16 protein-coding genes are annotated in these 12827 nt (G+C 69.0%); 7 read left to right on the top strand and 9 right to left on the bottom strand.

Translation table 11 applies throughout. The annotated features are described in order from the left end of the window. Positions 1–16: 16 nt before the first annotated feature. Positions 17–340: a TetR/AcrR family transcriptional regulator gene (locus tag GFH48_RS00660; protein ID WP_153286348.1), complete on the bottom strand. Its 324-nt coding sequence runs from the start codon at positions 338–340 to the stop codon at positions 17–19. 262 nt (positions 341–602) lie between these two features. On the opposite strand from GFH48_RS00660, the gene GFH48_RS00655 reads away from it, so the two are divergent. From GFH48_RS00655 to GFH48_RS00635, 5 genes are all read left to right on the top strand, one after another. Continuing rightward, positions 603–1019: a hypothetical protein gene (locus GFH48_RS00655; protein WP_153286347.1), complete on the top strand. Its 417-nt coding sequence runs from the start codon at positions 603–605 to the stop codon at positions 1017–1019. Positions 1020–1899: 880 nt separating this feature from the next. Continuing rightward, positions 1900–2346, top strand: coding sequence for a phosphatase domain-containing protein (locus GFH48_RS38840; RefSeq protein ID WP_153286346.1), 447 nt, complete (start codon positions 1900–1902; stop codon positions 2344–2346). Positions 2347–2874: 528 nt separating this feature from the next. Continuing rightward, positions 2875–3531 carry an RNA polymerase sigma factor gene (locus tag GFH48_RS00645; RefSeq protein WP_407698600.1) on the top strand — a complete coding sequence of 219 codons (657 nt, stop codon included), beginning with the start codon at positions 2875–2877 and terminating at the stop codon, positions 3529–3531. Next, on the top strand, positions 3524–4465 hold the full coding sequence (locus GFH48_RS00640; RefSeq protein WP_153286345.1) for a CU044_5270 family protein: 942 nt from the start codon (positions 3524–3526) through the stop codon (positions 4463–4465). Before GFH48_RS00645 ends, GFH48_RS00640 begins: the two co-directional genes overlap by 8 nt. 87 nt (positions 4466–4552) lie before the next feature. Then, positions 4553–4900, top strand: a complete 348-nt coding sequence (locus GFH48_RS00635; protein WP_153286344.1) for a VOC family protein — start codon at positions 4553–4555, stop codon at positions 4898–4900. 24 nt (positions 4901–4924) lie between these two features. Here the strand turns inward: GFH48_RS00635 and GFH48_RS00630 are convergent, their stop codons facing one another. From GFH48_RS00630 to GFH48_RS00600, 7 genes are all read right to left on the bottom strand, one after another. After that, entirely contained in the window at positions 4925–5302 is a 378-nt protein-coding gene (locus GFH48_RS00630) for a toxin Doc (RefSeq protein ID WP_153286343.1), read from the bottom strand. A 4-nt stretch (positions 5303–5306) separates the two neighbouring features. After that, the gene (locus GFH48_RS00625) at positions 5307–5558 is read right to left on the bottom strand and encodes a hypothetical protein (RefSeq protein ID WP_228120210.1); all 252 of its coding nucleotides are present in this window, start codon (positions 5556–5558) and stop codon (positions 5307–5309) included. A gap of 118 nt (positions 5559–5676) precedes the next feature. Continuing rightward, positions 5677–6216 (bottom strand): class I SAM-dependent methyltransferase, encoded by a 540-nt coding sequence (locus GFH48_RS00620; RefSeq protein ID WP_153286342.1) that lies wholly within the window; start codon positions 6214–6216, stop codon positions 5677–5679. A 479-nt stretch (positions 6217–6695) separates the two neighbouring features. Then, a complete protein-coding gene (locus tag GFH48_RS00615) occupies positions 6696–6962 on the bottom strand; it encodes a DUF4235 domain-containing protein (protein WP_153286341.1) in 267 nt (88 codons plus the stop codon). 5 nt (positions 6963–6967) lie between these two features. Continuing rightward, entirely contained in the window at positions 6968–7417 is a 450-nt protein-coding gene (locus tag GFH48_RS00610; protein ID WP_153286340.1) for a DUF3618 domain-containing protein, read from the bottom strand. Continuing rightward, positions 7414–7785, bottom strand: coding sequence for a phage holin family protein (locus GFH48_RS00605; protein WP_153286339.1), 372 nt, complete (start codon positions 7783–7785; stop codon positions 7414–7416). Before GFH48_RS00605 ends, GFH48_RS00610 begins: the two co-directional genes overlap by 4 nt. 239 nt (positions 7786–8024) lie before the next feature. Next, entirely contained in the window at positions 8025–9074 is a 1050-nt protein-coding gene (locus GFH48_RS00600) for a YihY/virulence factor BrkB family protein (RefSeq protein WP_153286338.1), read from the bottom strand. Positions 9075–9232: 158 nt separating this feature from the next. On the opposite strand from GFH48_RS00600, the gene GFH48_RS00595 reads away from it, so the two are divergent. Beyond that, complete coding sequence (locus GFH48_RS00595; RefSeq protein ID WP_153286337.1) at positions 9233–10075, top strand: DUF427 domain-containing protein; 843 nt, start codon at positions 9233–9235, stop codon at positions 10073–10075. Positions 10076–10147: 72 nt separating this feature from the next. Here the strand turns inward: GFH48_RS00595 and GFH48_RS00590 are convergent, their stop codons facing one another. Then, the gene (locus GFH48_RS00590) at positions 10148–11755 is read right to left on the bottom strand and encodes a sensor histidine kinase (RefSeq protein ID WP_153286336.1); all 1608 of its coding nucleotides are present in this window, start codon (positions 11753–11755) and stop codon (positions 10148–10150) included. Between the two features lie 112 nt (positions 11756–11867). Between GFH48_RS00590 and GFH48_RS00585 the strand changes: the two genes are divergently transcribed. Next, entirely contained in the window at positions 11868–12644 is a 777-nt protein-coding gene (locus tag GFH48_RS00585) for a response regulator (RefSeq protein WP_153286335.1), read from the top strand. Positions 12645–12827: the final 183 nt, after the last annotated feature.

Raw genomic sequence — 12827 nt, 5'->3', positions numbered from 1 at the left:
CTCACTTCTCGTCTGGTCAGGACTGCTCGCGGCAGCCCTCGTCGGTGAATCCTTCCCAGGCGTCGTCCATGGCGGCTGCTTCTTCGGCGGTGGCGAGCAGTTCCGTGTACTTCGCGTCGAAGAGTGTCTCGACGAGGTCGAGGCGGGTGGGGGAGTGGCGGTAGAGCGTGCCGATCGCGACGCCGGCTTCCCGGGCGACGCCTTCGAGTGACGCTCCGAGGCCCTGTTCGGAGAAGGCGGTGCGGGCGGCGGCCACGATCGCGTCCCGGTTGCGCTGTGCGTCACGGCGCAGGGGTTTCGCCGGTGTCTCGCTCGCGGTCGGGGCGTGGTGGTGGCTCACGGCTGGAGCGTGACATGAGGGCCCTCTCGAATTCCCCTGTCGACGTGTTTCCGGTCGCAATCCCGCACCTGTGACGTGGCGTGATGATGCTCACTGCAAACATGAGGCGCCCCTCGGGTACTGTGGCGGAGTCGAACGTGAGGTACCCCTCCGGATGACCTTGAAGCCAGCCGACCGATCCGGGATCCCCGGATCGCGGTTCACATGGAAGCGGCGCCCGCCGGACCGGCGAAGCCGCGGCAGTTTTGTAAGGGAAATGACCATGAGCAGCATGACGAAGCGCCTCTCGATCGCACTCGCCTCCACGGCGCTGGCCGGTGGAGCGCTTCTCGGGGCCGGCGGCTCTGCGTCGGCAGCGACGGCCTCGGTGACCGCGCAGCCCGTGCAGCAGGCCCAGTACGTGTCCGTGCAGGCCGCGGACCACAAGAGCGAAGCGACCTCGGCGCACGGCGTCACCGCCGCGCGCTGGTATCAGGGCCAGGTCGACGAAGCGGCCTCGTCCCACGGCATCACTGCCGCGCGCTGGTACCAGGACCAGGTCGAGGAAGCTACCTCGGCGCACAGCGTCACCGCCGCCCGTTGGTATCAGGACCAGGTCGAGGAAGCGACCTCGTCCTATCACGTCAGTGCCGCCCGCTGGTACCAGGACCAGGTCGCCTGGTCCCTGAACCACAGCTGACGCGGCCCGAGCCCTCCCGCACGGCAACACCGGCACCCGCCCGGACAGCATCACGGCCGCCATCCAGACCAACCCGGATCCCGGCTCGCGCCCCCACCTCGGTCCGCACCCGCACCGCGACGAACGCCACACGCAAGGCGAAGGCATCCTGGCCCTCAGCGCCCGCCGCGCCGACCACGGCCAGGCCCCCACCGACACCTGAACCCCGTCGACCGCTTCCCTCGCCGGCCGCTTCTCCACACTCCGTGACACCCCGCCGGACCGGACAGGTCCTCTCCGCGCCGGGACGGTCACCCCACGCGCACACCGAGAACACCACCCCAGGCCATCGATCGGCCGAGGGCCGGATCCGGGGCCGCGGTGCTTGCTGATGGCCGTCGTGTTCGTGCCCAGTGAGAGGCTCGCCCGCCGTCTGCGTCAGCTGATCCAGGTCCTGCGCGACCCAGCCGGGAACACCACGCGCTCTGGGCGCGCCCGTACACGTAGCACCTCGCACCGGACATCGGGCAACTGAACTCGGCTGCCCGCCCTGGACAGCGGACGCGAACACGGTGGTCCCCGGTCACCTCGCCGCTCGCGGTGTAGGAGGCCAAGCCAGGACGGCACCCTGCAGGCGGCCTCGCTTGAATCCGCCGGTTCTCCATCGTGCCTGCGAAGCGATGGTAAAGGTGGAAAACTACCGCTGATCCGCAGACGTAGGTGCGCTGCGGCGTCTTCGAAACATCAGCTCCGTCCGCGCCTCGGTTTGCGCGGTCTCCCCGGCCGCATGTCGCCCGGCACGGCGGCCGACATGCTGCGACCGCAGCCCCGACTACTCCTGAACCCCGCCTCCCGAGCCTGGACGCCCGAGATCGCATCGACTGAAAGCTAGTCTGAGTACGTGACCAGGACGTGGGAACCGACAGGCAAGGGAGTGCTCCAGCTTCCGTCCGGCCGCTCGGTCCGTGGTCGCGGACTGCGCCAACTGCTCCCGGAAGGGCCCGTACCTCACTACGGCGTCTACCTGCTCGGCGCGCCGCCTCCGACGGTTCCCTGGGTAGCTCAATGGCTGCTCTGGAGGGACTTCCGACTGCCCAGCAACCACTCTCAGGCACGAGAGGTCCTCCGGATGGCATGGGCCCGCGCCGACGCTGAGCGCGTCGAGATCGCGTGCGGCGGAGGCCGGGGCCGAACAGGAACAGCCCTGGCCTGCCTCGCCGTTCTGGATGGGGTACCCGCTGGTGAGGCGGTGGACTTCGTGCGTCACCACTATCATGCGCGCGCAGTTGAGACCCCTTGGCAGCGTCGCTACGTGCTCCGCTTCGCGGCTGACTGCACAGCCGCCTGACACGACTGAGAACCGTCAGAAGCTGCGCTTCCTGGGCAGGCAGGCAGACATGGCAGCCACAGCGACCGCGCGTAGCAAGCCGCTCCACACCATGCCCCGGGGCGACGATTCCACCATTGAGCACCGACTCCGGGGCCGGTCGGAAGGACTTGGCCGTCGACTGCGCCCCGTTCAGCCCGGCCACTCGATGTCACAGACCTCGGACGCATCGGGCGGCGACAAGAACGGGGCAGCACCGTTGTCCGAAGGCTTCCGGCGCTCCGCCACGGGGCCGGGACCGCTTCCTCGATGAGTGGGGTGCTTGATCGCGGTTACGCCCCTGGCGGTGCGTCGGAGGCAGACGGCCCCGGCGAATGGGTGGGCGAATCGGCTGCACGCGCAGCGGGGGAGGTGGTCGTGCGGGAGCGGTCTCGTGACTGCGTCGCGCGGACGTGGGATCCCGGATGGAACTCGATCGCGGGCATCGGCGAACAACGGGTGACCATGCCCACATCATCAAAGGGACCACATGAAACTTGGAGGCGACCAGTGACCGCCTCACCGGGCGTCGGAGTGGGCCGTGTCGCGGTGATGGAGGGATCGGCCGACTCCGATGCCTCGGTCATCGAACGGTCCTGGGACGACCCTGACGTGTTCGCCGTCCTGTTCGACCGCTACGCCGACAGCATTCATCGGTACGCGGCCAGGCGGTTGGGGAGCGAGGCGGCCGACGATCTGATGGCCGAGACGTTCGTGATCGCGTTTCAGCGACGCCGGCGTTACGACCTGTCGAGGTCGCAGGCGGTGCCGTGGCTGTACGGGATCACCACCAACCTCATCGGCCGGCACAGGCGTGCCGAGGCCCGCCGGCTGCGCGCACTGTCGCGTGCCGCCTCCACTGCTCCGGCCGAGGGAAGCGGCGAGGGCGAGGCGATGGAGGACCGGGTGGTGGCCCGGGTCAGCGCCGAGGACACCCGGGGCAGGCTGGCTGGGGCCCTGGCGGGGCTGTCCGCCCGTAACCGGGACGTCCTGCTGCTGATCGCCTGGGGCGACCTGGACTACGCGGAGGCCGCGGAGGCCCTGGGCATACCGGTGGGCACCGTGCGCTCGCGGTTGCACAGGGCCCGCAGCGGAGTTCGCGAGGCGCTGGGCGGGTCGGATCCCACAACGAGTCGAGAGGACCAGGAGGAGCCGGATCATGGATGACCTCACACGGGTGCGGGAGTGGGAGGCCGACGTGCCGCCACCGACCGACGAAGCCCGCTCGGCCGCCCGCGTTCGGTTGCAGAGCGAGATCCACCGCGAGAACCGCGTGACCGGGTCGGCAACCCCGTCCCGGCGGCTGGTCTTCCGGGTGGCGGCCGCTGCGGCGGTGGCGGCGGTGGGGGGAACCGTCGTCGTCGCCTCGGCGAACCGCGACGGCAACGCCGTACCGCGGACGTCGCTCACCGCGGCGCAGGTGTTGCGCAAGGCCGCGGACAGGTCACGGTCCGACAGTTCCGGGCTGCCGATCCCGCGCAACGACCAGTATTTCTACACCAGGACGTACAGCACACGGACGCCTCTGAAGGGCGGCAGGGCCAAGACGTGGACGGACGAGAGCTGGCTGTCGGTGGACGGCTCGCGGCCCTCACGGCGACAGGAGCACGGCAAGATCCACCATGATCCTCCGCTGGGAAAGCACGAGGTGGCGTGGCCGCCCACTTCGTACGCGAAGCTCGAGACGATGCCCACGGACCCGGACAGGCTCCTCAAGGAACTCTCGCTCGGGGGTGCGGGCACCCCGGACGGAGACAGGAACGCGTTCTTCGAGATCTGCATGTTGATGCGGGGGCCGCGCGTGATGCCTCCCGGTTTGCAGGCCGCCGCCTTCGAGGCACTCGCGAAGATCCGCGGCGTTGAACTGGACCACGACCAGGTGGACGCCATCGGCCGGCACGGGATCGGCGTCTCGTACCCCAAGACCAGCTTCACGTTCGTCTTCGACAGTGAGACCTACGACTACCTCGGTCTGCGTTTCAAGGGCAGTGGCCTCAAGCGCGTCAACGGGAAATGGCAGACGGCCGGCTGGTACTTCGAGATGACCAGCATGGAGAAATTGGCCGTTGTCGACCGCGTCGGCCAACGCCCCCAGGGTTAGGGCTCGTTACGAAAGCGTGAGCGGCGACCGTTGTGTTGTCAGACTGGGTGGGCCCAGGCACATGATTGCTTGCTCATGGAGGCGTTGATGGCTGTTCGCCGTGTCGTGCCCAATATCCAGTCCGGCACCATGCAGGAGAGCCGGGATTTCTACGGTCTGCTGGGCTTCGAGGAAGTCATGAACCACGGCTGGATCATGACACTTGCCTCTCCGTCCACGCCGGCGGCACAGGTCAGCGTCATGACGTACGACGAGACCGCACCGGTGATCCCTGACATGAGCGTCGAGGTGGACGATGTCGACGCCGTCTACGCGACCGTGCGCGAGAGCGGCGCCGAGATCCTGCATCCGTTGCGGGACGAGGAGTGGGGAGTGCGCCGGTTCTTCGTTCGGGATCCCAACGGCCGAGTGGTCAACGTGTTGGGCCACCAGTAGCCGGCTTCAGAGAGATGGTGACGGTCATATGCGCCAGGAACGGATCCGGTCGGCGGCGCCGAAGACGGTGTCCTTGCCCGCGATGAGGTCCTTGCACAGTTCGACCAGTTCGCCGTACGGGACGTCGAGGCCCTCATGGCCGGCGTGCATGTAGGCGATGGTGACCGCGCACGCGAACCGTACGTTGAGCGAGGGCAGCGGCTTGAGCAGCAGCAGCGTGTGCAGTAGCGCGGCCGCGCGCCAGGACGCGTCGGGGTCGATGCCGAGGCGGGGAGGGTCGACGCGGTGCCGGGCCACGGCGGCAACGAGCGCTGAGAAGTCGGAGATGTGGGGCTGTCCGGGAAGGGCCGTCTCATGCTGCTGCAGGAGCCAGCGGACGTCGATATGGATGGTGGGTGCCATTGGTTCAGGCGACCCTGCCCGCCGTGTGCGCCATCGGGCCGTCGTCGATGCCCGCCGCTTCGATGGCGGCGGCCAGCTCGGGGTCCGCGAAGACCCTCTGGAACTCCGCCCCTGCCTCCTTCAGCATCCGCTGATGGGCGATCGCGTCGGTGGTCGAGGCTCTCACGAACGCCTTCAGCGTCATCCCGTGCTCTTGGGCGGCCGCTCGCAGGTCTTCGAGCTCCGCGTCGGAGAATTCCACGTTGAGTGCTGCCATGCCGCCAGAGTACCGCCGGGGTACCTGGACCTCAATCATTGCAGGTCAGAGAGATCGCATCGGGTACCTGGTCTGGAGGCCACCGCGAACGGCGAGCCGCTGGGTGGCGGGCAGGCGGTCACGCGTACGAGTCGGCCGTACCGATCGGGAGGCGCTTCGCACGGCGCTGGTCGACGTCGCCGCGGGGCGGCGACCAGTCCGTGTCCTGCAGCCACAACGGTGTTCCGTCGGCCACCACCGCGACACCGCCTCCGGCGCGGCACAACGGCCGCAGCGCGGGGAAGAGGCCGCGATAATCCATGCAGTGGATCGCGTTGGCTATCACCGTCATCGCCAGCGAGCCTTTCCCCACAAGGGCGCCCAGCGTCGGCACATCCGTGTCTGATCCCAGCACCCAGGTCACGTTCTGTTCTGACTGGCGCGCGGCAGATTCTCTGGCCGGCCGGAGCATGTCCGGTTCCGGATCCATTCCGATGACCGAGCGGACCCGGGAGGCGAGCGGAAGAGCGAGTTGACCGGTGCCGCACCCCAGATCGAGTACGACATCGTCCGTGTCCAGCTCCCATGCTGCCTGGAGGGCGTCCAGGACTTGCCGCGAGTAGCCCCGGCGGTACTTCGCGTAATACTCGGCGACCTCACCGCTGAACCCCGGAGTCATGAGCCCACCCTGCCAAGCACGAGCAGACCACGACAGACCTCTTGCGCGCTGATCGCTACGGGCTGAAGGTGCTCCTCTCCCGCGCCCCCCTACGCCTACAACTCATCGACGTGTGGGTGCTCTGTGGCCAGCAGAGAGACCTGTCCCGTACTGCCGACATCGAGCGCTTCAGTTGACGCGAGTTCCTGCGCACTGACACGAGCGCGCCGCGTTCGACAGGAGCAACACGCCTTGTTCCAGGGTCGGTCGAAGGACTCCGGGTGTAGGTGATGTCATATGTCCCGAGGGAAGGTCGTTGAGGCTGTCCATTCGCCTTCGGCCGGACACACCCTGCCACCGATCCCGTCCAACCCGGCGGAAGCCCCCGCACCGCGTTGAGTTGCAGCGGTCGGGGGCTTCCATGTGCTGGTGCTGGTGCTGGTGCTGACGCTCAGGTCGGCGAACGCTTCCGGTGATCCGACCGTCGTCGGCGCGGGCCGTCAGCCCGGCCAGGTACCGGTCACGCGACGCGTGGCGGTGGCACCGGCGCGGTCGACGGCCGCTTTCACCCCGGCGAAGATCGCACCCTGCAACGTGGCAGCGAGCAGGATCTCACCCCAAGTACGGTTCTCGTCGGTGGCGTTGGGGGCGTCCTCGGCGTGGGTGAGAATCTTCCACGCCTGCCTGAAGGCCATGCCGGCGAGCAGTCCGCCCGCGGCGCCCAGGGCGAGGCCGACCGGTTTGTAGGCGACCTTCGAGGCTCTCATCGACTTCAGCCCTTCTTGCGGCGGAACATCAGCCACGCGAGGGCCGTCGCGCCTCCGGCCGCCACCAACATCTTGCGGTTGTCCCGTACAGCACGGACCCCCTCAGCGGCCTGCACCCGTACCGGCTCGGGAGCCTTCTTCTCCCAGACGCCTCCGGCCTTCGCGGCCTTCTCCCGGACCTGGGCGGCGGTCTGGGCCGCCTTCTCCTTGACCTGGTCGGGCAGCTTGTCCTGGACCTGATGCGCGGCCTGGGCGGCCTTGGCCTTCAGCTCTCCGGCCTTCGCCACGGTCTGCTCCTTGACCTCGGCGGTCTTCTCCTTGGCCCGGGCCTTGACGTCGGTCTTGTCGGCCAGTGCCTGCACCGTCTCACCGAGCTCGGCACGGGTCTGCTCGACCTGCTCACGCAGTTCATCGGGGGTCGCGGCGGTCTGCTCGTGGTCGGACGGGTTGCTCATCGGTGGGCACTCCTCTTGATCTCGGCCACATCGGCCTTCACATGGTCGATGGTCTGCTCGGGCACGGGCGGCGCCGCCTGGCTGATCTGCTTCTTCCCGGTCAGGGCCAGGACCGCGGCGATCACACCCAGCACCGCGGTGACGATCAGTGCCGCGGCCCACACCGGCAGCGGCACGGCCAGGGCGGCGATCGCGGAGACCACCAGAGCCTCCAGCATCAGGAAGCCCACGATCCCGGCGCCGCCGAACAGTCCGCCGCTCTTGCCGTAGTGCCTACCCTTCTCCTTCATCTCCGCCTGCGCCAGCCGGAGTTCGCCCCGGACCAGTTCGGTCAGCTGCTGCGAAGCCCGGTGCACCAGCTCACCCACCTGGTCCGATCCGGCCCCCTGTGCCTGCCCATCGGGCGCCTCTGTGCGCGACCGCACACTCGACACGGCAATCACCTCCTGCCAGATTCCTCGGCCACCGCCGGGCTCTGTGGCGAGCCGCGGCAGTCCGTGAACAGGCGGGTACCCCCGACAGAGCGGTTCAGGGCAGGGACTGCGAATCGGCCGGCTCTGCCTGCGGCGGCCGTCGCGGCCGGCGCCGTACCGGCCGTGAGACGCGGTCAGAAGTCGCCGAGCCGGCGGCGGTCCTCCTCGTCCCACGTGCGGGTGTCGCGGGGCTGGGTGTAGGGCTCCGCCTTCGGCGGGTGGCCACCGGCGATGGCCCGCTGGCGGATCGTCTCGGCGTCGAACTCCAGCCCCAGCAGGATCGCCAGATTGCTGATCCACAGCCACACCAGGAAGACGATGACCCCGGCCATCGTGCCGTAGGTCTTGTTGTAGGACGCGAAGTTCGCCACATAGAAGGCGAATCCGGCGGAGGCGATCATCCAGATCATGAGGGCGAGGAGGCTGCCCGGCGTGATCCACCGGAACCCCTTCACCTTGGCGTTCGGGGTCGCCCAGTACAGGATCGCGATCATGACGGTGACCAGCACGACCAGTACGGGCCACTTCGCGACCGACCACACCGCCAGCGCCGTGTCTCCCACACCCAGCGCGCTCCCGGCCTGCCGGGCCACGCCGCCGGAGAACACCACGATCACGGAGCCGGCGACCGCGAGAACCATCAGCACGACGGTCACGCCCACGCGCACCGGCAGGATCTTCCACACCGGACGCCCCTCGGGCATGTCGTAGACGGCGTTCGCCGCACGGATGAACGCCGCCACGTACCCGGACGCCGACCACACCGCCAGGACGATGCCGATGACCGCCACGACCGAGCCCGCGCCGGAGTTGTTCCGCAACTGCTCCACGGACCTGGTGATGATGTCGTGGGCCGCTCCGGGCGTGAGCTGCCTGAGATTGGCCAGCACCTTGTCCGTGGCCGACCTGCCGATGACGCCCAGCAGGGAGACGAGCACCAGCAGTGCCGGGAACAGCGCCAGCACTCCGTAGTACGTCAGCGCGGCCGCCCGGTCGGCCAGCTCGTCGTCCTTGAACTCGCGCAGGGCACCCCTCAGCGCCGCGCCCCACGCACGCTTCGGCAGCTTCACCGGACTGTCCGGTGCCGCTCGCTCCACCGCCGGCTCCGGGCCGACCTCCTCCGGCGGCAGCACCCCGTCCCTGCCGTGATGATCGTTTCGCCGTGGAAGGTGCAGTTTCGCCATGACGGCCGGGTACCCCCTGAGCCGCCCGAGATGTGCTTGGCTCGCTCTGGACACCGAGGACACCCCTCGCGAGGTGAGACGCGCCTCGACGGCCGGTCGCCGTCGCACGAGGACGTACCGAAGTCACCGTGTGTGAGCAAGTCGAAGGAGAGCCGGGCATGAGTACGTTCCCCACCGCGCCGGACGTCAGAAGCACCCCCGAAGGCCTCCTGTGGGAGCCGAGCGAACGCTGGGTGCGCGGCCGTACCGGAGACGTCACCGTCGTCGACAGCAGACATCCCGTCCTCGTATGGGAGCCCGGGGTGCCGGTACCGCTGTACGCCTTCCCGCGCGAGGAGGTCCGCGAGGACCTGCTCCGCCCCGCGAGGAACCCCCCGACCGGTACGCACACCGGATCGCGGATCTTCTACGACCTCGAGGTCGGCGGGGAACCACCGGAGAACCCGGAGATCCTGGAGAACGCGGCCTGGACGTTTCCGGCCGACGACCTGGCCGGCCACATCGCCTTCGAGTGGTTCCGGCGCGTCGGCCGGGGCCTGGACCACTGGTACGAGGAGGAGGAAGAGATCTTCGTCCACCCCCGCGACCCGCACAAACGGGTCGACGCCCTGCCCAGCGGCCGCCACGTCCGGGTCGAGATCGGCGGCACGGTCGTCGCCGACACCCACCACCCGGTGCTGCTCTTCGAGACCGGGCTGCCGACGCGGTACTACATCCCGCGCGAGGACGTCCGGCTGGAACTGTTCGAACCGACCGACCACAGCACCGGCTGCCCCTACAAGGGGACCGCCGCGTACTGGTCGTGGCGGGGTGAGGCCGACGTGCCCGGGATCCCGCCGAACATCGTCTGGAGCTACCCGGAGCCGCTGCCCGCGGTGGGCGCCGTCAAGGACCTCGTGGCCTTCTACAACGAGGCGGTCGACATCACCGTGGACGGGGCTCGCCTGGAGCGCCCGGTCACCGGATTCACCAAGACGCTCTCGGCGCGGCCGTCCCGGTGACGGCCGCAGGCGCGGCACAGGCGGAGTCACCGGTGGGGGTGATCACGGGTGCCGCCCCTTCCACGGCCGTGCTCAAGAGGTCGGCTGCGCGCCGGAACGGGTCTCCTCCGAAGCGGTGGACGGGAGTTCAGCCTCCGGGAGGCCGCCGGCCAGGGTGAAGGTGATGCGGGTGCCGCCCGTGTACTCCGGGTCGACGACGATGGTCCCGCCGTGGAATTCGACGATCTTCCGGCACATCGCCAGGCCGATCCCGCTGCCGTTGTACGCGTCCTTGGTGTGGAGCCGCTGGAAGATCACGAACACCTTCTCGGCGTACTCGGGAGCGATGCCGATGCCGTTGTCGGTGACCGTGAACCGCCACAGCGCACCGTCCCGTACGGCGGACACGTGGATCTGCGGTGTCTCCTGCGGCCGGCGGAACTTGACGGCGTTGCCGATCAGGTTCTGCCACAGCATGCCCATCTGGGTGGGGTCGGCGACCAGGGTCGGCAGCTCGTCCTGGGTGATCACGGCGCCCGCCTCCTCGATGCTGACGCTCAGCGCGGAAAGGCTCCGCTTCATCACCGAGTTGAGGTCGACGCTCTGGTGGGCGTGGTGGACGCGGCCCACACGGGAGAAGTCGAGCAGGTCGTTGATGAGCGTCTGCATGCGATTCGCCCCGTCGACCGCGAAGTCGATGTACTGGTCGGCACGCTCGTCCAGTTGACCTCCGTAGCGCCGCTGGAGCAGCTGGGTGAAGCTGGAGACCTTGCGCAGAGGTTCCTGCAGGTCGTGGGAGGCGACGTAGGCGAACTGCTCCAGCTCGGCGTTGGACCGCTGGAGCTCCGTGGACTGCTCGTCGAGGCGCAGCCGTGCCTCCTCGCTGAAGTCCAGTTCCTGTACGAGCCGTTGGCGCATGACGTCGATCTCGCCGCTCAGCCGTTGCAGGTCCGCCGGACCGGTCGGCGTGATGGAATGACCGAAGTCGCCGTCGGCGACGGCACGGGCGTCCGCCCCGAGCCGCTCCAGCGGCGTGGTGATGCCACGGCGCAGCGCCTCGAAGACCACTCCCGCGAGGACGGCGATGAGTACGGCGATCGCGGTGAACACCCAGTTCCGCAGTCTCATCGTGTCGGCCAGGTCCGCTCTCGATCGCACGCGGTCGGCACGCAGCCCGTCCTGCTGGGTGGCCATGGCCGTGCGGACCCTGTCGAAGGACGTCTTGCCTTCCGTGGCGCGTTCGGTGGCCAGCGGCGACGGTGCCCCGGCCGGTGAGGCGGCGATCGGGCGGGCGATCCGCTCCTGCCATCTCTCCACGGAGTCCTGTACGGCCTTGAGATCACGAAGGCCCGCGCTGTCGCCCTGGAGCAGCGCCGAGAGTACCGCGATGTCCTTCTTCTGCTCGGCGAGCCCCTGCTGATAGGGCTTGAGGAAGTCCGCCGTCCCCGTGAGCCCGTAGCCGCGGATGCCGGTCTCCTGGTTGAGCAGGGCGGATTCCAGGCGGATGGAGGTGGTCAGCGCCGGGGATTTCACGTCCACGAGACTGTCGCTGATCGAGGCCGTCCGTCCCAGGACCCATGCTCCGGTCGCCCCGAGCAGGGTCAGGACGGTCAAAGACACGGTCACCCCGACGCGAAGCCATCGCCGGGTCGTCCACGTGGAAAGCCCCCGCACACGCGGCAGCCTCTCGTCGCCGGTCATTCCCTGACTCCTCCGCTGTGACGGCCGCCGTCAAAGCGGCGCAGCGCACACTGTAGAGGGCAACCGACAACGGTTGTTGTCGCGGGGGCGGTCCTGGGCCTAGTGTGCGGGTGTGCCTGGCAAGAACTTCGTCGTGCGGACCACCCCGCAGGAGACGGCCGCGGTCGCGGATGCGGCGGTCGACGATCTCGCGCGGCGCATCGCCCTCGAACTACTGGAAGAATCCCCACGCCCCCCGTCGGCGGACGATCCGACGCGGGCCCTGACCCTGCTGCACGTACTGACCCACCTCCAGCGGGCCGCGGAACGGCTCCAGCGGGACGCGGCCCTGGAAGCCGCCCGCGCGGGCGCCGGATACCCGCAGATCGGCGAGGCATGCGACATGACTCGCCAAGGCGCCCGACGCCGCTGGCCGGGACTCTTCCACCACTCCAACGAAGCACCCACGGAGCATCCGATGATGACCACCCCCGCCCGCCCCTTCGACGTCCTGCTCGTCGAGGACGACGTCGCCGACGCCATGCTCATCGAGGAAGCCCTCTCCGAGCGCGGGGCGCGCAACCTGGTCCAGGTCACCGACGGAGTCGCCGCGCTGGAATACCTGCGCACCGCGGACAACGCGCGTCCCGATCTCATCGTGCTCGACCTCAACATGCCGCGCATGAACGGCCGTGATCTGCTTCGGGTCCTGAAGGCCGACGAGGAGCTGCAGACCATCCCCGTGGTCGTCCTCACCACCTCCTCGGCGCCGGACGACGTCGTCGGGGCCTACAACAGCCACGCCAACGCCTACGTGACCAAGCCCGTGAACCTCGCGGAGTTCGAGCAGGCCGTCCAGAGCATCGACGCGTTCTACCTGGAGACCGCGACCCGCCCGCCTCGCGGCTGACGGCGGCGCAACGCGGTTCCGCCCGCCCGGGGTGGTAGTGGTTCCGGCGTCTCGCCGGTCTCCGGTGGCGGACACCGCTCGGGCAGGGCGCGCTCACCACGGGTGCGACGGTTCCTTGTCGTGGCGGTGCGACGGTTCGCCGAGCGGCCGTCACGGATCGTGTCACGTGACCGGACCCATCGG

It is taken from the genome of Streptomyces fagopyri, assembly GCF_009498275.1.
Lineage (GTDB): Bacteria > Actinomycetota > Actinomycetes > Streptomycetales > Streptomycetaceae > Streptomyces > Streptomyces fagopyri.
The sequence above is the reverse complement of the archived record's forward strand: the minus strand, read 5'-3'. Positions and strand labels throughout refer to the sequence as shown.